This is a genomic window from Pseudoduganella lurida, from assembly GCF_007830455.1.
Taxonomy (GTDB): Bacteria; Pseudomonadota; Gammaproteobacteria; order Burkholderiales; family Burkholderiaceae_D; genus Rugamonas; species Rugamonas lurida.
In genome coordinates this window covers 113,250-131,995 of sequence record NZ_VLLB01000001.1, presented here as the reverse complement: position 1 = coordinate 131,995, position 18,746 = coordinate 113,250, and the positions used below count along the sequence as shown (strand labels likewise).

At 65.1% G+C, this 18,746-nt stretch carries 20 protein-coding genes; all 20 read right to left on the bottom strand.

Annotation, left to right across the window (positions count from 1 at the left end; all coding sequences use genetic code 11):
* Positions 1 to 4: 4 nt before the first annotated feature.
* The 20 genes from IP91_RS00640 to IP91_RS00550 all read right to left on the bottom strand — a co-directional run bounded on the left by IP91_RS00640 (position 5) and on the right by IP91_RS00550 (position 18,631).
* Entirely contained in the window at positions 5 to 988 is a 984-nt protein-coding gene (locus IP91_RS00640) for a hypothetical protein (protein ID WP_145646785.1), read from the bottom strand.
* The gene (locus IP91_RS00635; protein ID WP_145646783.1) at positions 988 to 1,902 is read right to left on the bottom strand and encodes a hypothetical protein; all 915 of its coding nucleotides are present in this window, start codon (positions 1,900 to 1,902) and stop codon (positions 988 to 990) included. The genes IP91_RS00640 and IP91_RS00635 overlap by 1 nt, the downstream gene beginning before the upstream one ends.
* A complete protein-coding gene (locus IP91_RS00630) occupies positions 1,902 to 6,680 on the bottom strand; it encodes a DUF4214 domain-containing protein (protein WP_145646781.1) in 4,779 nt (1,592 codons plus the stop codon). Before IP91_RS00630 ends, IP91_RS00635 begins: the two co-directional genes overlap by 1 nt.
* Positions 6,681 to 7,061 (bottom strand): phage tail assembly chaperone, encoded by a 381-nt coding sequence (locus IP91_RS00625; RefSeq protein ID WP_145646779.1) that lies wholly within the window; start codon positions 7,059 to 7,061, stop codon positions 6,681 to 6,683.
* Between the two features lie 101 nt (positions 7,062 to 7,162).
* A complete protein-coding gene (locus IP91_RS00620; RefSeq protein WP_145646777.1) occupies positions 7,163 to 7,666 on the bottom strand; it encodes a hypothetical protein in 504 nt (167 codons plus the stop codon).
* 91 nt (positions 7,667 to 7,757) lie between these two features.
* Positions 7,758 to 8,219, bottom strand: a complete 462-nt coding sequence (locus IP91_RS00615; protein WP_145646775.1) for a phage tail tube protein — start codon at positions 8,217 to 8,219, stop codon at positions 7,758 to 7,760.
* Positions 8,220 to 8,232: 13 nt separating this feature from the next.
* A complete protein-coding gene (locus tag IP91_RS00610) occupies positions 8,233 to 8,640 on the bottom strand; it encodes a phage tail terminator-like protein (protein ID WP_158643039.1) in 408 nt (135 codons plus the stop codon).
* A complete protein-coding gene (locus IP91_RS00605; RefSeq protein WP_145646770.1) occupies positions 8,637 to 9,083 on the bottom strand; it encodes a hypothetical protein in 447 nt (148 codons plus the stop codon). Before IP91_RS00605 ends, IP91_RS00610 begins: the two co-directional genes overlap by 4 nt.
* Entirely contained in the window at positions 9,083 to 9,478 is a 396-nt protein-coding gene (locus tag IP91_RS00600) for a hypothetical protein (RefSeq protein ID WP_145646768.1), read from the bottom strand. The genes IP91_RS00605 and IP91_RS00600 overlap by 1 nt, the downstream gene beginning before the upstream one ends.
* Positions 9,478 to 9,981, bottom strand: coding sequence for a DnaT-like ssDNA-binding protein (locus IP91_RS00595; protein WP_145646766.1), 504 nt, complete (start codon positions 9,979 to 9,981; stop codon positions 9,478 to 9,480). The genes IP91_RS00600 and IP91_RS00595 overlap by 1 nt, the downstream gene beginning before the upstream one ends.
* Positions 9,982 to 9,984: 3 nt before the next feature.
* Entirely contained in the window at positions 9,985 to 10,326 is a 342-nt protein-coding gene (locus IP91_RS00590; RefSeq protein ID WP_145646764.1) for a hypothetical protein, read from the bottom strand.
* A complete protein-coding gene (locus IP91_RS00585) occupies positions 10,326 to 12,005 on the bottom strand; it encodes a hypothetical protein (protein ID WP_145646762.1) in 1,680 nt (559 codons plus the stop codon). Before IP91_RS00585 ends, IP91_RS00590 begins: the two co-directional genes overlap by 1 nt.
* A gap of 3 nt (positions 12,006 to 12,008) precedes the next feature.
* On the bottom strand, positions 12,009 to 12,305 hold the full coding sequence (locus tag IP91_RS00580) for a hypothetical protein (RefSeq protein ID WP_145646760.1): 297 nt from the start codon (positions 12,303 to 12,305) through the stop codon (positions 12,009 to 12,011).
* A 51-nt stretch (positions 12,306 to 12,356) separates the two neighbouring features.
* Positions 12,357 to 13,325: a major capsid protein gene (locus tag IP91_RS00575; protein ID WP_145646758.1), complete on the bottom strand. Its 969-nt coding sequence runs from the start codon at positions 13,323 to 13,325 to the stop codon at positions 12,357 to 12,359.
* A gap of 19 nt (positions 13,326 to 13,344) precedes the next feature.
* Positions 13,345 to 14,046 carry a hypothetical protein gene (locus IP91_RS00570; protein ID WP_145646756.1) on the bottom strand — a complete coding sequence of 234 codons (702 nt, stop codon included), beginning with the start codon at positions 14,044 to 14,046 and terminating at the stop codon, positions 13,345 to 13,347.
* Positions 14,047 to 14,134: 88 nt separating this feature from the next.
* Positions 14,135 to 14,305 carry a hypothetical protein gene (locus IP91_RS25915; protein ID WP_158643038.1) on the bottom strand — a complete coding sequence of 57 codons (171 nt, stop codon included), beginning with the start codon at positions 14,303 to 14,305 and terminating at the stop codon, positions 14,135 to 14,137.
* A gap of 9 nt (positions 14,306 to 14,314) precedes the next feature.
* Positions 14,315 to 15,376: a structural protein gene (locus IP91_RS00565; protein ID WP_145646754.1), complete on the bottom strand. Its 1,062-nt coding sequence runs from the start codon at positions 15,374 to 15,376 to the stop codon at positions 14,315 to 14,317.
* A 3-nt stretch (positions 15,377 to 15,379) separates the two neighbouring features.
* Complete coding sequence (locus IP91_RS00560) at positions 15,380 to 16,837, bottom strand: DUF4055 domain-containing protein (protein ID WP_145646752.1); 1,458 nt, start codon at positions 16,835 to 16,837, stop codon at positions 15,380 to 15,382.
* Positions 16,838 to 16,839: 2 nt separating this feature from the next.
* Positions 16,840 to 18,210 carry a terminase large subunit domain-containing protein gene (locus tag IP91_RS00555; protein ID WP_145646750.1) on the bottom strand — a complete coding sequence of 457 codons (1,371 nt, stop codon included), beginning with the start codon at positions 18,208 to 18,210 and terminating at the stop codon, positions 16,840 to 16,842.
* Positions 18,197 to 18,631 carry a terminase small subunit-like protein gene (locus tag IP91_RS00550; protein WP_145646748.1) on the bottom strand — a complete coding sequence of 145 codons (435 nt, stop codon included), beginning with the start codon at positions 18,629 to 18,631 and terminating at the stop codon, positions 18,197 to 18,199. The genes IP91_RS00555 and IP91_RS00550 overlap by 14 nt, the downstream gene beginning before the upstream one ends.
* Positions 18,632 to 18,746 lie beyond the last annotated feature (115 nt).

Here is an 18,746-nt window from a genome sequence, read left to right as displayed (position 1 = left end):
TGCCTTACAGTGCGAGGATTGCCGCGTACATCGCGGGAAGATGGCCCAGGGCGGGCTGGATGGTGAGGCTGAACGGGCCGGCGATACCCTCGGCCAGCACCTCGACGCGGTCGCCGGGACGCAGGCGCTGGGTACCACCCTGGACGTGCAGCTTGGCGCCGGCCTTCAGCAGAACGAGGCCCGTGATACGGACCGTTCGACTGGTGCCGGCCTGAGGCGCGTCGGGTAGGTCCGACCAGGTGCCGTCGCCCACCAGCGGCACCACGTTGCCGGCACCGCTCCAGATGTCCGGGCTCGCGGAGACGGGCACGTCGGCTGCCTGCTTCTCGTTGAGGGAGCCAGCGAGGTTGCCGCCATTCAGGCCGCCGACAGGGCCCGGTGGCCCTGCGACGCCGCTGACGGCGATCGACCAGCTGTTCCCGGTCGAGCCATTGGTCAGGGAGTTCACGTCCGACACCAGCAGCGTGAGCGACGACTGCGCGCCGTTGCTGGTATAGGCGGACACGGTGCCGACCATGTACTTGTTGGCATCCAGCGGGCTGACAGCCTTCAGCGTCTGCTGGGGCGTGAACTTCTTGCCGGCCAGGCCGGCGCCGGTGAAGGTGCGCACGCCGATGCCGACGACCAGCGAGGTGCTGCTGGTGCCGGCCAGCGCCTCGGAATACCCCTGCGCGGCATCGCGCGCAGTCTCGGCGCCGGCACGCGCCGCCTGGGCGTCCGTCTTCGCCTGATTGGCGTCATTCTTCGCACCATTGGCTTCGTTGCGGTAGCCCTGGGCGTCGATCGCGGCCTGCGCCGCCGTCGAAGCGCTGTTGTTCGCCGCCGTGGCCATCACGTTGACCTGACCGGCCAGCACGTTGTGCTGGTCAGCACCCGGCTTCAGGCGACCCCAGCCGTCCTCACTACGCTGGTCCCAGTTGGCCGGGTCGGCGCGCGTCGGGATGTCGATGCCGTCGTAAGCGGTGATATTGGTTTGCGGTAGTGCCATCAGATCATTCCCAGTACCTGCAGGTTGTAGAAAAAACCCGATTCGTTTTTGATGGTCGAATCGAAGTCCTCTTTGTAGCCAAGCGCGTTGAGCGTCTTGTATTCGTACGAGAAGGACCACAGCAGCGTGTCGCCGTCGTACTCCATCATCAAACGGTTGACCTCGTCGAACATCGCGTTGGACGCGAACACCTGCGCCTGAATGCGGCGTGCGCCCGGGCGCTTCGTCTTCTTCACGCCGCCGAAGCCGTTTTCCTTGTAGGAGGTGTTGGCCTTGATGCGGAAGCCGGCGCTGCTCTGCACCTCGCCCAGCACGCGCGAACGCCCAACAACCAGCGTGCCGCACTTCGCCACCCCTTCCGGCTGGCTGATGACGACGCGCAGCGTGGCGCCGCCGTAGCCGTTCAGGTCGAACAGCACGGCGTCGGTGTCGCGGATGATCGGCTCGCTCAGCCACTCGGACCATGAAAACACGTTATCGACCAGCAGCTCGAGATGCCGGGAATCGACGACCACGCCGTCGACGGCCACGGTGACATCGACCGTCGCCGCATCCAGGCCACCCAGGTACAGGGAGTTGAACCGGCCAGGGCTCAACGTCACGTCGATCGATTCGGGGTTGCTGGTGACGGTGTTGTTCACCGCGTCGAACATCGCAAACCGGTTCGTGGCCTGCACATCGATCCACGGCGCCGGCGTGCCCGCAAGGTTCGTCTCCGGCACCTTGTTGGTGCTGGGCGCACCGGCCTCGTAGATGCGATGCGTCGTGTCGCGGCGCCGGCGATCGCCAACTGCGTAAGTCGGGACGGGGTCCCACAAGAGCACGTCTTCGGCTACGTTGCTGACCACGAGCATGTCGGCGACCGCGACCAGGTCGTCGTCGGCCCAGGCGGGCCGGATGATGCGCAGCGTCATTAACCAATCTCCATTTCATCGCGCTGCAGCACACCGCGCTCGTCCAAGTTCTCCACGGCATCGCTGCCGCGCTTCGTTTCCGCGATCAGGCGGGACAGGCCGGTGGCCATCACCGTCTCCAGCGATTGAATGCGCACCTCCAGGCCGCCGAACAGGTCCGAGCTGGCACTGTTCGAATAGATACGCGACGGCGCCGTGTTCTCCAGCTCTGGGCCGTTCTCGCCCACGACGCGCCAACCGCCTGCGTGCGAGCCACCAGATGCGAAGCCCTTCGGGTGCAGCTTCTGGTATTCGTCGCTCGACATGAACCCGCCGCGGATCTGATCCCAGCTCTGCCCGGCCGCCAACGCGGCCTCCCATGCATCCACGCCTGCAGCGTCTCCGGAGCGGCCCAGGAGCTCGCGGTACAGCGCCTGGATGCGTGCCTCGTCGGAACCACCCACTGCGGCGCCCACGTTCACACCGTTGGCGGCCTGGCCTTTCCAGTAGTCGATCTCGGACTGTGATGCGTCGCGGCCGAGATACTGGCTGTAGGCCGCCTGAGTCTGCGTGGCGGCGCCATTTATCGGGTTGGCCATCGCGGCCTGGATAGCGGCAGCAAAGGCGGCCAGTGCCGATGGAATCGTCTGCACGCCAGTCGCGATCCCATTCAACACGTCGATCTGCTCCTGCGCCTTCTCCAGGATGCCGTCGAGACGCGCCACCTCGGCGTCATACTGCTTCTGCAGCAGGTCCTTCTGGTCCGTCAGCAGCGCGAGCTGCCGCTGCTCGGCGGTGAGTTGCGTGTCAGTCAGGTCGGACAGCTCCTGGATGCTGGAAGCCGTCCGCGCGAAGTCCCGCTGGTAGTCGAGGAACGTTGCGAAGTCGCTCGTGTCCGATTTCGATGCCAGCGCCAGGGCATCCTTGATCGAGTCCACGTCCGGCAGCGCGCCTCCGGCCTTTGCAATTGCTAGTACCGATTGGATCTGCGCCTGTGCTGCAGCGCGGTTGACGCCCTCATTGCCCTGCACCGACATTCCCGACAGCGTCGACTTCAGCGACTGCGACAGCGCCGTGGTCTTCGCAATCGAAGCGTTGATCGTGTCGATGCTTTTTCCGATCGCCACCATACTCAGATCGAACGCTGCTTTCACAGCATCCTTCTGCGCCGCCACCGAGCGCTGCAGGTCGGCCAGAGCGGATGCGGCGATGCCACGCAGTGCGTCGGCGCTCGATTGCAGCGCCTGTGCCACTTCCGCCGCGGCCTGCGCCGCCTTCTCCGCCGCCGCCTGCTCGTCCTGCAGGGCGTAGATGCGCTCGTACAGCGGTCGCAGCGTCTCGTTCACGGACGCCAGCTCGTCGGCCCGCGTGGCAGCCAGGGCGCCAACAGCATCGCCGGACAGCTCCATGATCTGGATTTCCAGCGCGCGCCGGTCCTGCGTCAGCTTCGCAGCCCGCTGGGCCTCTTCGGCTGCCTTTGCGGCATCTTCCAGCGCCTGCTGTGCCGCAAGATCGGCAGCAGCCTTCGCCAGGCCGTCGGTATAGTCCGAGACCTGTTTGAATGCTGGCGCGAGCGCCAACAGGCCCGCGTACGTCTTTGCGCCTGCTTCCGTCGCCAGCGCGCCCGACGTGGCCAGGCCCATCACCGCGGCCTTGAACTGGTCGCTGGTGGACACGCCGGTGTAACCCAGCGCCGCCAGCTGTTCGCTCACCGCCTTCTGGACTGGCGCAATGCGCTCCGCGTCGGTCATGAAGTTCTGCGTGAAGAAGTCCGTCTGCTGGGCCAGCGCATCGATGCCACCGGCCATCGCAATCAGGCGCTCGCGCGCCTCGATCGTGGCCACGCCCACCGCACCGAACGCCTGCAGGCTCGTGACGCCCATCGAATCGAGCACCGTGGTGACATTGGCGAAGTCCGTGGCGATGCGCTGCAGCGTCGTGCTGGCCGTCTCGCCTTCCGCGGTGAACTTCGCGATGCTCGGCACCAGCAACGTGGCCAGGTCGTCGGCCACGCCGCCGAACGCCGCGGCGATCAGCTCCTGATTCTTCGCTTCGTCGTTCGTCAGCGTCAGCTTGATCGCCTTGCTGTAGCCGTCGATGACGCTCGTCTCGGCGCCGATCGCGCTGCCGAAGCCCTTCACCGCCGCGACCATGGCCAGGATCGTGTTGTCGAAGTTCGCATCGGTGTCGGTAGACAGTGCGGCCGTCTGCGTCGAACGTTTGTCGGACCGGAACCAGCCACCCTTCTGCAGGATGTTGGCGAACGCCTCGCCGCTGAAGCCGGACGCGCTGATCGTGCCCTGGATCCCCTGCGTTTCGATCGTCGGCTTCTGGTGGCCGAAGGCACGCGTCCACAGCGACGAGCCGGAGATGAGCGACGCCATCTGGTCGTTCAGGCCGATCTTCTTCAGCAGGCTGTTGGCAGCATTGATGCCGACCGTCGCCGTCGCACCGAGCGCCCCGAACGGGTTGCCCTTCAGCGTGCTGCCCAGCAGGGACTTGGCGATATCGCCGGTCTGACCGTCGATGTTCCAGCCCTGCTTGAAGAACTTGTTGTTGGCCATCATGCCGGAGATGATCCAGCCGATGATCGGGATTGCACCCGCGGCACCGGCGCCTGCAGAAATGCCGCTGGCAGCCGTCGCGTTGCCGGCCGCAGCGTATGCGCCGGATGCTGCGCCGGCTTGCGCACCGGTCAGGCCCAGGCCGGTACCGAACGCGCTCACCGCCTGCGAGCCCAGCAGGTTACCGAACTGCGTCACCATGCCGCCTACCGTGCCGGACAGGCCGGTTGTGAAGCCCTGGTAGATCATCCGGCCAGCACTGATCAGGCTCGACGCATTGCCCATGACACCCGTGCCGCCGGCACTGCTGCCGCTGCCAGAGACCGCGCCGATGATGGACGGCAGACCGCTGGCCGAGGCATCCGCCTGCAGGTTGATGATCCATTTTTTTATGGTCATCTGGTACAGCCAGTCGAACAGGATGTTCTTGAACGTGTCGCGGATGCGCTCGGCCGCGTTCTTGCTGCCGTCGAAGATCGACGTGAACGTGCTGTGCGCGGTGCTCTCCAGCGACGTCCAGAAGTCGGCGTTGGCCTTCATCTTGCCCAGCTTTTCCTGCAGGGCAATCTGGTCTTCGGTCGCAGCGATCAGCTGGAACAGCCGGTTCTGCTCGAGCGCGTTGTCGCCCGCGTTCTGCTGCTTGCGCTGCAGCTCCGCCAGCTGCAGGCGCAGTACGGCTGCCTCGGTCAGGCCGTAGTACTTGACCTGGTCCAGCAGCGACTTCGTGCTGTCGGTCGCGGCGTCGATGTCGCGCTGGCCGGCCGCGGCGCGGTCATCCATCAGCTTCAGGTACAGCTCGAGCTCCTGATTCATGCGCTCCTGCGCATCGATCTCGTCGCGCTGCGCGGCGATGTTCTTGCGGATCTCGGGCGACAGCAGCTTGGCGTACTTCACCAGGTCGGCGCGGATCGCGATCGACTTCTTCTGCTCCGGGCCCAGCTCGCCGAAGGCAGCGAGCTCAGCCTGCATCACCGAGATCGTGTCGCGGCCTGCTTCCAGCGTCTTCTTCGCCCAGTTGGCGGCCTCGTCGGCGGACTTCTTCTGCGCCGCCGTCTGCGTCTGGACGGCCTTCGTGACGATCGCGTAGCGCGCCAGGTCGTCAGATTTTTCGCGCTCCTTCGCTGCACGCTCGTTTTCGCGCACCTTCTCTGCGACTGCTGCCGCCCATCGGATCTTCTCAACCTGGGCATTGGTCATCTGCGCTTCCTCTTCCATCTGCTTCTTGCGCGCAGTGAGGATGCCTGGGATCAGCTCGTGCTGCCCTTTCATTGCGGCCTGGAGCACTGCCCAGTAGGCCTCCACATTCGCGGTGAGGGCCGTAACCGCGCTGGAAGCAAGCTTCGCAGCGACCGCGCCAACTGTAAAAATTTCTGTGAGCGCGTCGTGCAGTGGGCGGAGCTCCTGAATCGCCTTTTTCTGGTCGTCGTAGTCGCCGGTGGTCGAACGAATGATCGCCTGGAGATCCGTGAGGGCGCCAGCGAGCGCGAGCGTGGAAGCCATGACCGCATCTCCGAAGCCAGTCTGTGCGAACGCCAGCAGCGTCATATCCCACGTGTCGGCCAGGTTGGAAATCGCGCCATCCAGGGTGCTGGCCTGCAGCTCCATGCCGCCGGCGAACTGCACCTCGCCCAGCTTCATGAGGTAGCCTTCGATTGCGGCCGCGTTGTTCGCAACCGTGGTCGTCGTGCCCTGGAACGTGAAGGCGATCGTGTCGCCCTGATTCTTCGACTTGATGCCGAATTCCTTCAGGCGTTCGAACTCGCCGGTAGCGGCGTCGGCGACCGCTTCGACCAGCTGGTTCAGGCTCTTGCCCATCGCGGACGCCGTGTTGCCGTAGGACTGCAGCGCGCGCTCCGACGGCGTCAGGCCCAGGTTGCGCAGCTTGATGAAGCCGTCCGACACTTCCTTCAGGCTGTACGGCGTCGTGGCCGCGAAGCGCTGCAGGGCCGCGAAGGCCTGGCCCGCGTTGCCGACCGAGCCCGTGGCGGTGATGAGGGAGGCGTTCAGCTTGTCGAAATCGCGCTGGGCGCGCACGATGGCGTCGCCGAAGTCCATCGCCTTCACGATCAGGGCCAGGCCGGCCAGACCCTTGCCCAGCGACTTCACAACGCCCATCAGGCTCTCGGCCGATACCTCGGCGTTCGCACCGCGGCGCGCGAAGTCGTCCAGCGCATCGCCACCCTGCCGCAGCTGGCGCGAGTCGATCCGGATCCCCAGTTCTGCGATATCGGTCATCTACTTCCCTTTCTGTTTCACCGCACCGCGTTTGCCGTGCGCGTCTTCCGCTGACGCGAACCATTTCGCCAGGCCCTGCTCCACCTTCGTGCGCTGCTCCGCAGCGTCTTCAGGCTCCATCTCGTCGAGGTCGGGCGCGTCGAACGCCGGGCAGATGCATTTCGGATCCCGAGCCTGGTGCGCCATCGACAGGTAGGCGCGGCTCATCTGCTTCAGGGCCAGCGATTCGAAGTCATCAAGGTCAGCACCGCTGCGCTCGCACCAGGCGCTCATCTCGCCGAACGTGAGCTCCTGGTCGCCCATCGTGGGCCCGACCTGGAACAGGTAGTTGATCAAGTACGTCAGCGACGGCTCCAGCTCCGTCTGTTCCAGCTCGAGCACTTCCTCGCCCTGCTTCTGGCGCAGGACGAGAGACGAGCGACGCGGCAGCTTCGCCTTCTCCGGCGTGCAGTCGAGCCACGCCAGGTGCTGCGCCCGCCGGATCAGCTGGCGGAGGCCGTCTGCAAAAAACGCTCGTCATCCCCGGTCGCGGCGCGCACCTGGTCGGCGAGGAACTTCCATTCGGGGTCTTCCAGGAAGGCCTTCGTGTTTTCGACGCTGGCGCCCTTGCCGGCGTAGTCGAAGCCGACGAACTCGGTGACCATGCGGGCGGCCTTCTCGGTGCCCAGCCACAGGAACATGGACGGCGACGAGCTGTTCTCGCGCTCCTTCTTCGACATCTTCTCGGCGCGCTGGCGGGCCAGCTTGGCGACGGCATCTTCGGCCGCGCGGTGCTCCTTCGAGCCTGGTGCCACCATGCGCACGCCGATCGGCTGGTCCAGGTCGTCGACCAGGACCAGCACGGGCTGGCCATCCTCGATGGCGGGGATGCCGTCATCGTTCAGCTTCGGCACTTCCTTCTGGACGTAGGCGGGCTTGCCGTCGAAGTCCTTGAACTGGATCAGTGCGGCGGCAACCAGGGCGAAACGGGCGATAGGGGATTTCATGTTCGTGTGCTCCAAAGGAGGGAATGTTTTTGTATGGACGAAAAAAAGCGGCCCCATGCTGGCGGCCGCCAAAAGCACCTGGTGGAAGAAATCAGGTCGGCAGGACGGTAACGATGCCCGTGTTCAGCGCGATGCTGTACGTGCCGCTGACCACGCCCGCCAGGTCGCCGATCTTGAACGGCGCCGACAGCACGATGCCCTGGGCGTATTTCGCGGTACCGTCGCTCAGCTCGATGCAGAACGACACATTGGTATCCATGCCCAGCGCGGTGGCCATGGCGATCTGGCCGTCGTCGCCTGGCGCGTAGTTCGTCGTGATCGACGGCGTGCCTTCGGAAAATGGACCCTTGCGATACTCCTTGCGGCGCTGGCGCAGGTTGTTCACTTCGATCTGGTCGTACACGCGGCCGATATCACCGTCGATGTTGGTGATCTCGCCGACCTCGATGAAGGTCAGCGCCTCGTAGCCAGCGGCGTTGTCGGTCGCCGGCAGGGTCAGGCAGACCAGCAGGCCTGCACCTGCCGAATTGATTGCTTTCTTGCTTGCTGCCATGGTGATGGCCCTTTCAGAAAATGGATTCGTAGGAGATTGAGACGGGAATAACGAAGAAGCCGGGCCGCCCGTCCAGCGGCTGGCCGACGTCCGGCTTGCGGGTGATACGAACCGGCACGCCGGCAAACTCCAGCGGCGGCGCCGTCGGATCGAACAGCGCCTGCAGCTGCGCACTGATCGTCTCAGCCGGCCCGGTGCCATCGCCTTGCGGACAGCACACGTTGACCTGGTAGACCCCGCGGTGCACGGTTGTCGTGCTGCGGATGTTGGCACTCTGGTTGCGCGCCGGCAGCAACCAGGCCTCCAGATACGCCTGGCCAGCGGTGGGCGTGAAATCCTCGTTCTGCCACGCCACCCGCGGCGAATCCGGCAGCGTCATCAGCTGCGTGTCCAGCGCCGCGCGGATGCGTGGATCGCTCATCGATTGACCTCCCTGCATGCCTGCTCGACGAAGTGCTGGAACTCCTCGATGGTGATGCGCACCATGCCGGCCGGCGCCTGGGTGCTCCAGGCGTCGTATTCCAGCCGTCGGATGTACGGCACGCTGTTGATGATGTAGTGCAGGCCGCGCGCATCGTTGCCGGCCACGCCCGAGACGACACGCGCCATCGATGCGCCGCCGGATTCGTCGACCTGCTGCGCCGGCGGCGGCACGTTGCCGAAGCCGTAGTTCCAGGATCCGCGAGCCCTGCCTCCGGCGTAACCTGCTGGAGCCGGATGCTTCCAGGTGAGCGGATCGCCCACCGGCGTGCGCTCGATGATCGCGGTGCCCAGGTCCAGCACCACCTTGCGCACCACCGCGTCCGCATTGCCGTTCGCCCGCGCCACGAAGCGGCGCAGGTCTGCAGTGAAGCGGCCAGCCATCAGCGCCTCAGCTGCAGTTCGTACAGCACCGGGATGCCGGCCGGCGCCGTCGTCCACACGTTCTCGACGTTGTAGGTCTGGCCGTCCGGCGCCAGGCACTTGTCGCCCTTCGCCGGCGCCAGGATCTCGGCGCCGCCCAGGTCGACCGCCGCGACGTACGCGCGCTGGTCACTCGCCAGGATCAGCGAGCCCTCGCGCGCGGTGGTGCCCTGCCCATACGGCAGCATGACGCCGATCGCCACGGTGGTGATGGTGCTGCCGGCGGCCGGGCCACCAGCGCCTGGCACGTGGCCACCCTTCGTCGTGCGCGCAAAGGTCAGCCCGGGCTCGGCGCCGCCGAAGTCGATTAGGACCTGGCGAGCGTCGTCGCGGGTCTGTATGTAATCGAAATCCATCAGGAGCGCTCCAGCCGGGCCATGTAGATCGAACCGCCGCCGGCGCCGAAGAACGGCAGCAGCATGGCGTCCACGCTGGCGTAGCGTTTCGTCGACGTGCTGTAGTCCTGGTACTCCACTTCCAGCGGCCCGACCTTCTGCCGCTTCTTCGCCTGTGCCGGATCCGGCAGCAGCGGCCCGGCCGCGGCCTTCAGGGCCAGCACCGCGCAGGCGTTCACCACCTGGGCCGGCACCGTGCTCTGCGGCACGTCGAAGTCGAACGCTTCGGCGCCGTCGCGCGGCCAGTCCAGTGCCTGCTCGGCATACTGCCGGGATCCGGACCACGAGGCCGCGTAGACGACCATGTAATCCGTCGCCGCGCGCAGCAGCTGCTCCTTGCGTTCCGTGGCGAGCGTGTTCCACAGCGCGTTACCGCGCGACGCGTGGTAGGCATCGGCGGCGGCCACACTGGCGTAGCTGGCAGCGTTGGCCAGGCCGGTGCCGGTTTCTACGATGAGTGCCATGAGCTATTCCGGTATCGGGATGATGAGGTAGAACGCAGGGTCGTTACCGCCAGCGTCTTGCAGCAGGATCTCGCGCGAAGCGCCATTTCCGCTGACCGAGCAGTAGCCACCGAAATACCGGACCAAAGCACTACAAACCTGGCTGGCGCCTTTCGGGAGATAGAGTGCAACGATGTCGCGCCTGAGATCTGCGTCATCACCGTAGGCGCTGCTGCCAATCACCGCCACAGCGCAGACATCAGTGGCTATTGCTATCAATGCGAGCAAGGCGGGTAATCGGCGAAGTAGCTGTTTCCCTGTCCACGCGGCTGAAATGTCGGACCTGGCATCGGCGATCTTCATCATCAGCCCCCCTCGAAAACGTACGGGGTAACCTGGCGTGGCCCCATCGTGATGCACAGCGAACTGCTTTTGCTGGCGACCTGACCAATTCCGTTATCCAGCGTGGCATCCCAGCGAGCGTTGGTGATTCCAGCCCACACTCGATCGAGATGGTCAACGAAGAACGAAAGTGGGTTTTGCCCGAATCGGCTGAGTCGACTGTTGATCCGACCGATCAGCACCCATTCGGACGTTTCGACATCACACGAGTGAAGGTCGTACCAGGGGTAGGCGTCATATTCCTGCTGCGTGGCGTCTTGTCGGAACGAGATGAATAGCGCCCCCAGACGGGAATGCTGGATCGCACTGAAGGGTGGCACCTTGTCATGACGTTCAGGATTTCGGCTGACGCTGACGATGTACCCAAGATCGCGCGCGAGCGTGGTGTTCACATACGCAATACTTGTGGCGTCGCCGGCTTCCGTATCTGCGTCCGGCAACGTGAAAATCTTGTCCGGTGTAAAGCAAAGATCCGTAAAGCGCACCAGCTCGGTGTTGTTGATGCACTTGAAGCCAGGCTTGGAACTGATTTCGGCGAGGGGCGTGTTTGCCGCAAGCTTCGGCGACTTCCCGTCGTACGAGATCACTGCATTCTGCGTGTTGAAATCGCCGGTCATGAAGTAGATCACACCGGTGTACGGGTCCTGCACGGCGCCATGGAAATGCGCGATGATGTTCGTGCCGCCGGTGTTCAACTCCATGAACACTTCCCACGTCGCTCCCAGGTCCACCGACCGGTAGATGATGCACTGGTCGTTGAGCCCGCCGGGCACACGATCACCTCCCGCGACGTTGTATTCGCAGTAGTAGTAATGCGATACGCCATCCACCGTAGCCTCCAGGAACGACGCCCTGGCCAGCATGCGGATATTGCGAGACCACGGGCCTGCGGCAGTCTGAGGCCAGCGGCCAATATCGATGCATGCCCGCTTGTTCGATGCCGCTGTGTCGCTGCCCACGGTTGCGTCCGTCTTGGAAGCGTTGAGCCGCGCCCTGAACAGAGCAGAACGATTAGCCGGGTTACCATTGCTCGCCCCGTGCGTGCTCACGAAGAAGATGTCGCCGTTCTTCGCGAGCCACGCAGCAACGATCGAGGCCGCGCCATCACCGATGACATTTCCGAACGAGTCCATCAGCGCGTTCGCCGCGGCCACCGAAGTACCAGCGAGCGTCGTTACCGTGCAGCCGGGCACCGCACCCAAGGCTGTTGGGGTGGTCTGGTAGAACAACGCCGGGTCGCCTGTCACGCGCGCCAGCGCTGTGCGGCCAGCGCCCGCACCTGGCCAGAATGAAGTGCTCAGATACGCGTTGTCGCTTGGCCACTGAGCATACAGGCCCAGCGGGATGGACTTCATCGACGCAACGCCTTTGCGCGGAACGCCACCCTCGATCTCTGGGGCGAGTTCCGCTGTGGTGTAGCTCACCCAACCCATCACTGCTCGCACCTTGATCACAGCATCCGTGTTGTACGGACCCAGCACCACTGGAGCCCCGAACGAAACACGGCGCGTGCTAAAGCCTGCATCAGGCACTCCGGAGACGATGTCCACCGCCCCTTTCGACTTTACGCCGCAGGAAATGGTCAGCTTGCGGCCTGCCGTGAGCGAAATGGTGACGCCAGCTGTGGAATTGGTCGTTGGCATTGCTTACTCCTTCGGTGGCTCTTCGCCCTGGCCCACACCATCGCCGGCGGGCTTCTCGTCCTGCTTCGCGGTCTTGGCCTTCGGCTCGGCCTTTTCAGCCTTGGCCGGCTTGTATTCGTCCTTGATCGTGACCTTCGGCCAGTCAGACTTCGGTGCGACCTTGAACGGCGGCTTTTCCGGCACGGCGTTGGCGTCGACGATGCGCAGGCGGTGCTGGGCAGCCAGCTCCTTGACGTCCTCGTTATAGATGAAGAACGGACCGGCCAGCGGCCAGACCGGGAGGGATTCTTTTTTGCTCATGGGGCTCTCTCGAGTGAGCCCAGCTCCGTGCGGGCGGCCGGGCGGTGCGGGTTACTTGGAGGCGTCGCCGATGGTGATGACGCCGGCCGTGTTTTTGATCGAGCTGGCCGTCTGGTCCCAGTTCGTGCCCGTGGCCAGCTCGGCGTCGGTCGGCGACTTGCCGCCGTTGACCTCGTCCCAGGTGTAGCCCTTCAGTTGCAGGCCGTACGTGTAGTCGGCCTGGAAGGTCGTCTCGATACGCTCCTTGCCGTTTGTCTGCTGGACGTTGGTGATGATGTCGCCGTTGTTCATCGCCGTGCCGGCGCCGGACGCCAGCGACAGCACCTTCAGCTTGTTCGGGGTACCAGCCTGCATCAGCGCCGGCGCGTCGGTAACAATCACCGGCTTGCCCAGCACGTCCAGGACCAACACGTTGTCGGCGGTGAACAGCTTGGCGTTGTTGGCCAGGTTTGCGCCGATCAGCTTGTGGGCGGTGCGGCCGTTCATCACCTGGCCGGCCAGGTTGCCGGACGAGTCGCCGAACAGTGCGTGCGCGTTGTTGAATGCGTCCAGCGACAGGCCCGCGGTTGCGGAGACGTCATTCACGGCATTGACGTTGTTGCTGATGGCGGCCACCAGGACGGCGATCAGCGTGTTCAGCATGTCCGACAGCATCGCGTCAGCCAGCGACATCGAGATCACATCGATGGCTTCGGTGCTTGCCTTCTCGATGTACGACAGCTGCGACGGTTCGAACAGGATCGGACCGAAGCCGCCGGCGACCTTCACTGCCGATTCCTTGAACTGCTGCAGCGGAGTAGCGGCGACGGCGCCGTTGGCCGCGTAGCGGTCGACACGGCGCTGCGCAGACGACACGTTGGCCCAGGCGGATTTCTGGAGGAAGTCGCCGATGAAGCCCTCGGTCGACATGACCAGGGTGCCATTGCTGGCGGCGTTGAATTTTTGCAGTTGCTGCGCCAGGCGCTCCATTGCGGCGGGCATGATGAACTGCTGGAAGACCTGCATTGCGGTCAGTGCCATGTTGTGTTGCTCCTAAAATTTAATCGGTTACGCCAGCTTCGGCTTTCTTCGCATCGATCCAGGCACGGCGCTCTTCAGGGGTGCCGGCCATATTTCCTTTGACGTTGCCACCGCCGCCGCTACCCGAACCACCAGCAGCGCCGCCGCCGGTGTTCACGGGCGCCGAGACGAACGCCTTGCCGTCATCGCCAGCGGCCCAGCCTTTGACGAATTCGGCCAGCGGTTTGCCACCCACCTGCGCGCTGCGCGTGCCGTCGTCGCCGGCCACGATCTCGATCTTGTTCGAGGTCTTCAGCAGCGCCGCGGCGGCCTTCAGGTGCGCAGGGTTTTTGACGCCGGTTTCCAGCAGCGCTGCGGACAGGCCCTGGTCCACCAGCAGCGACTGCGTGAAGCCGCGTTCGCCGTCCAGTGCCTTACCAGCATCCTCAGCAGCCTTGTTGGCCGTCTTCAGCTGCTTGTTGACGTCGGCCAGCTGGGCCTTGGTGGCGTCGAGCTCCGTTTCCAGGCGCTCATGCTCGGCCGGATCGATTTCCGCGCCGCGCTTTGCCTTCTTGACCTCGCCCAGCAGTTCCTTGTTTTTCGCCAGCACCGGTGCGACCGCTTCGTCGACGGCCGCCTTCAGGGCAGCCTTCGTGTCGGCGTCGTCCGGGTCGTACGCGAATGCGATCAGGCCGGTGACGTGCATGTAGCGCATCAGGAAGTGGTAGAGCTTGGTTTTCATCTGGTTTCCCTCAGGGATGGTTGGCGGCGCAGCCGCAATGAAAAAGGGCCGCCTCAGGCAGCCCGGGTGATGCAAATCGGTTGTGGTGCTACTTACTGGCCTCGGTCGTGCTGAGCGCCATACGCGCGTTGCGAACGATCTTGTCGGCTACTGCCGCGCTATCGACCGGCACGCCGCACGCATTGATCAGCGCGCACAGGCGCACGTAGGTCGCCGCCCACCACGGCAGGCGAAGTTTCATCTTCAGTTGCATTTGCATATCGCTCTCCTATTCGTACCTGGCGCGCAGCTCCGCCAGCGTCAGCGGCCGGCCAGACTGGTCCAGCAGCTGGGACAGGCTGATGGTGCCCTTGCGCCACAGCTCCGCGCGGCCCTTGCCCAGCAACTCGTCACTGAAGGCCGGGCCCTTGCGGGTCAGGAACTCGTCGAACGTCAGCTTGCTGGCCACGGGCCCGCCGCTGGCGGCCTTCGTGCTGGCCCGGAACTCGGGAACGTCCAGGCCGAGCTCCTTGAACGTCTTCGTGCGCGGCGCGATCAGCGATCGACAGTTGAAGTGCCGCGGGCAGCCGGCGGCGGATCCTTTCGGACTGACGAACGGCAGGCTGTGGCCGACCGGCTGGCGCTCGTTGTCCCATTCCTTCCCGCTGTACGCCGTGCACACCAGCGTCGTGTGGCTGTCCAGCGTCGAGACCTGGCGGAAGCCGTTGATCACGTCGTCGTTCCGACGGTACGTCTCCATCCGCGCCTCGCCGGCCACGGTGGCCACGGAGGTCTGCACCAGCGACGCGGCGTGGTTGCGTGCCATCGGCATGACGTCGCGGCGCACCCGCTGGATGATCTTCGCGTTCGTCTCGCTGGCGGCCAGGCCCTGCCGCACCGCGTTGCTGAACTTCGACTGCAGCGCCTGGTTCTGCCCGCGCCACCAGTCGGCGGCCGGCGCACCCTCGATCAGGGTGTTCTTTACCAGCGCCCGGAAATAGCCCTCGGTGGGCAGCGCCGGCGTGATCTGCGCAGCGAACGCCGCTTCGATGGCACCGGCCGTGGCCTTCGCCTCGACCTGGCCCAGCCCGGATAGGCCGTCGAGCGAACTGCTCGTCACGTGGTCGTAGTAGTCGCCGATGACCGTCTGGCATTCCTTGAGAAGCGCAGCGACGTCGGCGCGCGTGGCCTCACTCAGCTCCCGCCCCTTGAACGTGAGGCGGTCCAGCAGCTCCTCCTCCATCGTGGTGAGGATCCGCAGCACGGCCTCGCGCTCGCCGGCGGCGAAGCGCAGCAGGAAAATGTGCTGGGCCAGCAGCGCTTCGACGATGGCCTGGTCAATGCTGCCCATGCGTTACTCCGCCGGCGCCGCGACCGGGGCCGCCACCGGCTGCGGCATGTTGGCCGGGCGCGAGTTCTCGACCTGGGCGCTGTGCTCTTCGAACGTCACGCCGTCGGCGATCACGCCGCCGCGCTGCAGCTTGCCGAACAGCTCCTGGTCGGACAGGCCGCCCGACTGCCAGGCCGCCACCAGAGCCGTGAGCTCCTGCGCCGACAGGTTCACCGGCAGGAACTCCTTGTTCAGGTCGAAGGCCACGTCGCCGGTACCGCCCGCCCATTCGTCGAACCACTTCAGCGCCCGCACCATGCCGGCGTCGATCGTGTCGGCCATGGTGGCCAGCGACGACTGTTCGCCCGAACGGTGCATCCCGGCCACTTCCGCGGTTTCGGCGGCGGCCTTTTGCTGCTCCAGCATGCGCGCGCCCAGCACGGCCATCTGGCGCTCCTTGACCTCGATGCGCGTCTCGATCGCGGCCAGGCCTTGGCCAGCGTATTCCAGCATCCCGAACGTGCCTTCCGGGTTCGGGTGCAGCCAGATGTTCCCGCCGCCCATGTAGAACGTTGGCATCTTCTCGCCCTCGCTGATGCCGGTGGCATACGGCTGCGGCAGAGCCGTCTTGTGTGCGCCGTGCTCCACGTCCGACGTGCTCTGGTAGTGGCTGATGTTCATGTTCACCAGGTCGATCAGCGGTGGCAGCTCAATGTGCGGCTGCGTGCTGTCGGCGCTGATGAACACGAACTCGATTTCGCGCAGCGGCTTACCGTTCTTCAGCGGCACGAACGCGTCGACCACTTCCGTCTCGCCCTTGTCGCTGTCTGCGACCTTGCGCTCGACCGTCACCTGCACGACCAGGCCATCATCGCCGGCCACCAGCTCGAGACAGCGCCACCGCGCCTCGCTCAGCGTCACGAACCTGTCGTTCGGGTCGCAGTACTCGTGGCACTCCTCCAGCACCAGGCGCGTGAGCAGCGTGCGGCCGGCCACCCAGCCGGTAGACCAGTTGGTGATGGCCTCTGCCTTGTACATGCTCATCTTCGGTCGCATGCCCAGCGCCTGCGCCTGCTGCACGGTCATGTCGCCTGCCGGTGCGCGCGGGTAGTCCACCAGCAGGCCAATGCGGCCCACCGACATCGCTTCCTTGCCGACTTCCTTCGCCAGCGTGGTCAGGCTCATGCCGGACTGCGTGACGTCCGCCAGCATCGGCTCCGTGATCGCCGAGACCTTCACGCCCGGCGCCTTCCGGAACAGCATGCCGTTCAGGCCGTCGATCGTGCGCCAGGTGGCGTTGAAGAACACGCTGCGCGCCAGGCGCCGGCTGTAGTCCTCCTTGCTCTCGCCCTTCAGCTTCGGGAGGTAGGTCATGGCGCGTGACCGCTCGTGCATGGCCTCCTGGCCGGCGATCACGTCGCGGCACTTCCGCCAGACGGCCAGCGCGCTTTCGCACTGCGCGTGCGGGGTGTAGATGGGCATGGTCAATATCCTTGCAGCTCGGCCTGGCCCAGCCGGTTGTTGTAGATCGGGTATTCCTTCGCCACGTAGTAGCCCAGGGCGTCGGAGATGTGCGTCAGCTCCCGGTTGCTCTTTTTGTCGATCTCGCCACTGCCGCCAGGCAGCGCGGTGACGCCCTCCAAGTCGCGCACGACGTGCGGCGCAGCCTTCGGGTCGACCATCAGGCGGATCTCGCCGGCGTTGTTCTTGCACCTGGTGTTCACGGCGTTCACGCGGGCGCGCTCCGCCGGATTGGAGCTGGAGACGCGGAACTCGACGCGATCGCCGAAGCCACGGAACTCGTCGTCGCCGTTGCGCAGCGTGTCCTTGATCAGGTCCCAGTCGCTGCCCAGCACCTTGGCCGAGCCGCGGCTGCCGCCGGTGGCATCGCCGTAGCAAATCACCGCACCCTGGTGGTCGCCCCAGTCCTTCAGCAGCCGCCGGCACACGGCCACCGTGTTGCTGTTCTGCGGGATCCAGACCTCACCGATCACGCCCGTGCCGTAGATCGGCCGGTTCAGCAGCATCACGCCCTCGTCGTTCCGCTCGTACTGCCCCGGCATGCGCTGCTCCTGGCACACAGCCGCGATGCCAGGGTCCACGTTGAAGTCGAAGCAGAAGACGAGCGTCTTGCCGCTGTCGTAGGTCAGCTCGCTGCTGCAGTGTGTGGCGTGCAGGAACGGGTAGTAGATGCGGCCCAGGAAGTTCACGAAGCTCGCTTCGTACTCCTGTTGGTACACCAGCTCGTCAAGACTGCGGCGCGCACGCTCGATTACCTTCGCGGGCAGGATGTCCGACGACAGCCAGGTGAAGGCCGCCCAGTCCGGATCGCCGCTGTCCCTGGCGTACTGGTACGTGTCGTAGTAGTGGTTCCGCCCCTCGGGTACGCCGATCAGGTCACACCATCCATCCCGGTCGGCCAGCGCAGGCTGCACGTTCTCACCCCAGGCGCCGGCCTTCATGTCCGCGTACTCGTCCAGGATGCCGCCATCCCAGGGCCGGCCCTCGATCCGCTGCGGCTTATCCATGCCGATCACGAACACCTCGCTGCCCATGATCGTGCGGATCATCATATAAGTCTCGGACGTCTCCGCGCGCAGCTGCTCGGGGATCATCCGCTTGAGGTCGTCCCAGTAGATCTGGCGCGCCTGGTCACGCGTCGGTGCCGCGCAGAAGTAGCGCGGATCCGGCCAGGGCTTCGGGATCCACAGGTGCTTGAACACCTTCCGCTTCGCCTTCTCGGTCTTGCCCGACCGGCGGCCGGCCGGCACGACGTTGTAAATCGCCTTGCTGTGCTCGTATGCGTGCTGCACCGGGTGATAGCGCAGCGGGTAAAGCCGATCAGGAATTTTCATCTGGTGTTCCGGTTACAGCGCCTGCAGCTGCGACCAGCGCGCGGATCTGCCCGGCCAGGTCTTCAGGCTTGTCGCCTTCGCCGGCGCCACCACCCTGCTGCCGACCGTACTTGCGCGGCTTCATCTTCTGCGCCGCTTCGATGCGCGCGTAAATCTGCAGCTTGGCCTTGGCCACGCCGATCTTCGTGCCCTTCGCGTTGTCAGCGATCTCCACGACCTCGTCGACGAAGGTCTCGGCCTGCTCGTCCTTCGCCAGCTCGTACAGCTTCTGGAAATCCTCGTGCTCGGCCAGCCAGCGAAACACGGTGGCCTTGCTGGGCATGCCGGGCATCTTGCAGATGGTCCGGATGCTCTTGTCGCCCTCCGCGACGGCGGCGCAGAACTTCGCGGCGATCGACGGTTTATAGGCGCTTCGCGTCATGCGGTTCGGTCAAAAAAGAAGGTCCGGCGTGCTTCCTGGCACTGCCGGACCTGTGAAACCCCGCTGACCGGCAGGGCAAGGAGACTCGATTCGTATCGGTGGCCCGATGATGGCG